This window comes from Micromonospora sp. NPDC126480, assembly GCF_040302465.1.
Classification (GTDB): Bacteria; Actinomycetota; Actinomycetes; order Mycobacteriales; family Micromonosporaceae; genus Micromonospora.
Map to the genome: position 1 here is coordinate 1 of NZ_JBEORU010000062.1, position 2486 is coordinate 2486.

Here is a 2486-nt window from a genome sequence, read left to right on the forward strand (position 1 = left end):
CTCTGCCACGACACCCTCGCCATCCCCTCACCCGACCCCCAGGTCGTCCAGGAACTCCACCTCGTCACCAGCCACCTCCTCTGCGAATACGTCGAGCGGGCGTTGCCGGCTGCCCCCACCGCCGCGCCGGCGGCCCCCGCCGTCGCGGCGGCGGGAGGGACCGTCGCCGGGCCGGAGGAGGAGCGGTCCGGGGCCCCGGCCACGGGGCCGGTGCGGGCCGGGGTCGAGGTGGTGGTCGACGGCGGGCAGCAGCTCGAGACGCGATGAGGAGGGAAGCGTGAGGGGACCCCTGGTGGTGCTCGGTGACACCCTGCTCGACCGGGACGTGGAGGGGGTGGTGAACCGCCTCTGCCCGGACTCGCCGGTACCGGTGCTGGACGAGACCTCGTACACCGACCGGCCCGGCGGCGCCGGTCTGGCCGCGATGTTCGCGGCGGCGGGACCGGACGTCGAGGTGGTGCTGGTGACCGCCCTGGCCGACGACGCGGGTGGTGCGCGGCTCAGCTCGCTGCTCACCGCCGCCGGGGTCCAGGTGTACGCGCTCGGGCTGGCCGGCGGGACGCCCGAGAAGATCCGGCTCCGGGCGCGCGGCCGGGTCCTGCTGCGCCACGACCGGGGCGGGGCCGCCGGGGAGCCGGGTGAGCCCTCCGACGCGGTGCTGCGGGTGCTCGCCAACGCCTCCGCGGTGCTGGTCAGCGACTACGGCCGGGGACTGGCCCGGCAGCCGGCGCTACGGGCGGCGCTGGCCGCCACCCGGGCGCCGGTGGTGTGGGACCCCCACCCGAGAGGGCCGGCGGCGGTGCCCGGCGTGCGGCTGGCCACGCCGAACGAGTCGGAGGTCCGGGAACTGGCGAAGGTGCCGCCCGGCGCGACCCGCCTGGCGACCGCCGCGCGGGGCGCCCAGGGCCTGCGCCGACGCTGGCGGGCGGCAGCGGTCGCGGTGACGTTGGGTGGCGACGGCGCGTTGCTCTGCCCGGCCGGCTCGACACCGCTGATGGTGCCCGCGCCGACGACCGCGGAGGGGGACACCTGCGGTGCGGGCGACCGGTTCGCCGCCACCGCCACGCTCGCCCTGGCCGGCGGCGCGCTGGTCTCCGAGGCGGTGCAGGAGGCGGTGGCCGAGGCGTGCGCGTACGTGGCGGGTGGGGGAGTGGCGACGGCGCTGCCGCCACCGGCCCGGCCGCTGCCCCCGGTGGTGTCGGGCGTCGCGGCCGAGCGCATCGGCCTGGCGGCGGCCGCCGCGCTGGTGTCCGAGGTACGCGCGGCCGGCGGCACTGTCGTCGCCACCGGTGGTTGCTTCGACCTCCTGCACGCCGGCCACGTGGCGACGCTGCAGGCCGCCCGGCAGCTCGGCGACTGCCTCGTGGTCTGCCTGAACTCCGACACCAGCGTCGCGGCGCTGAAGGGGCCCGACCGCCCGGTGATGTCGCAGGGCGACCGGAGTCGCCTGCTCGCGGCCCTGGGTTGCGTCGACGCGGTCCTGATCTTCGACGAGCAGACCCCGCACGCGGCGCTCACCTGGCTGCGACCTGACATCTGGGTCAAGGGCGGGGACTACGCCACCGGTGGTGGCGAGCCGGCCCTGCCGGAGGCGGAGGTGCTGCGGCGCTGGGGCGGGCACACGGTGGTGGTGCCGTACCTCGACGGGCGTTCGACCACCGAGCTGATCGCCGCGGCCCACGGTCGGGGCAGCCCGCCGCCGCTGACCGACGCGGTGCCGGCGACCGACGCCCTGGGGTGTCCGCCGTCCGGCCCGCCGACGGTGGCCCGCCCGGTAAGGGGGACGCGATGAAGGCCGGATCGACGGTCCTGGTGACCGGTGGGTCGAGCGGGCTGGGGGCGGCGGTGGTCACCGCCGTCGCCGTGGCCGGGGGACGGCCGCTGGTGCTGGACCGGCAGCCGCCGGCGGACGGGGTGCCCTGGGTGGAGTGCGACCTGGCCGACACCCGGGCCGCCGAGGCGGCCACCCGGACGCTGGCCGAGCGTTCCGGCGGGCTGGACGCCGTGGTGACGGCGGCGGGGATGGACGTGCCGGGCCGGCTGGCCGACGTGCCGGGCGAGACGTGGGACCGGATCGTCGCGGTCGACCTGCTGGCCACCGCCGCCGTCATCCGGGCGGCGCTGCCCTTCCTCGAGGCCTCCGGGGGACGGGTCGTCACGGTCGCCTCGACGCTGGGGGTGAAGGCGGTCAGTGACGCGACCGCCTACTGCGCGGCCAAGTTCGGAGTCGTCGGGTTCACCCGCGCCCTGGCCGCCGAAACCGCCGGCACCATCAACGTCACCCTGCTCATCCCCGGCGGCATGCGCACCGCCTTCTTCGACCACCGCGACCCCCAATACAAACCCGGACCCGACGCCATCCTCAACGACCCCACCGACACCGCCAACGCCATCATGTTCGCCCTCACCCAACCCCCCGGCTGCGCCATCCGCGAACTCACCGTCTGCGCCGAACAAGAAACCTCCTACCCATGATCCTCGCCCTA

General features: G+C 76.6%; 2 protein-coding genes and 1 pseudogene. All 3 read left to right on the top strand.

Annotated elements, in window-relative coordinates; all coding sequences use genetic code 11:
- Window positions 1-267: pseudogene (locus ABTW87_RS30050) on the top strand (phosphoheptose isomerase); the annotation flags it as partial.
- 10 nt (window positions 268-277) lie between these two features.
- Window positions 278-1792, top strand: coding sequence for a PfkB family carbohydrate kinase (locus ABTW87_RS30055; RefSeq protein ID WP_350654784.1), 1515 nt, complete (start codon window positions 278-280; stop codon window positions 1790-1792).
- The gene (locus tag ABTW87_RS30060) at window positions 1789-2475 is read left to right on the top strand and encodes an SDR family oxidoreductase (RefSeq protein ID WP_350654785.1); all 687 of its coding nucleotides are present in this window, start codon (window positions 1789-1791) and stop codon (window positions 2473-2475) included. Before ABTW87_RS30055 ends, ABTW87_RS30060 begins: the two co-directional genes overlap by 4 nt.
- Window positions 2476-2486 lie beyond the last annotated feature (11 nt).

Excerpts from the sequence above, each read along its gene's own strand:
- ABTW87_RS30060 (WP_350654785.1), top strand. The coding sequence starts at position 1,789 with ATGAAGGCCGGATCGACGGTCCTGGTGACCGGTGGGTCGAGCGGGCTG.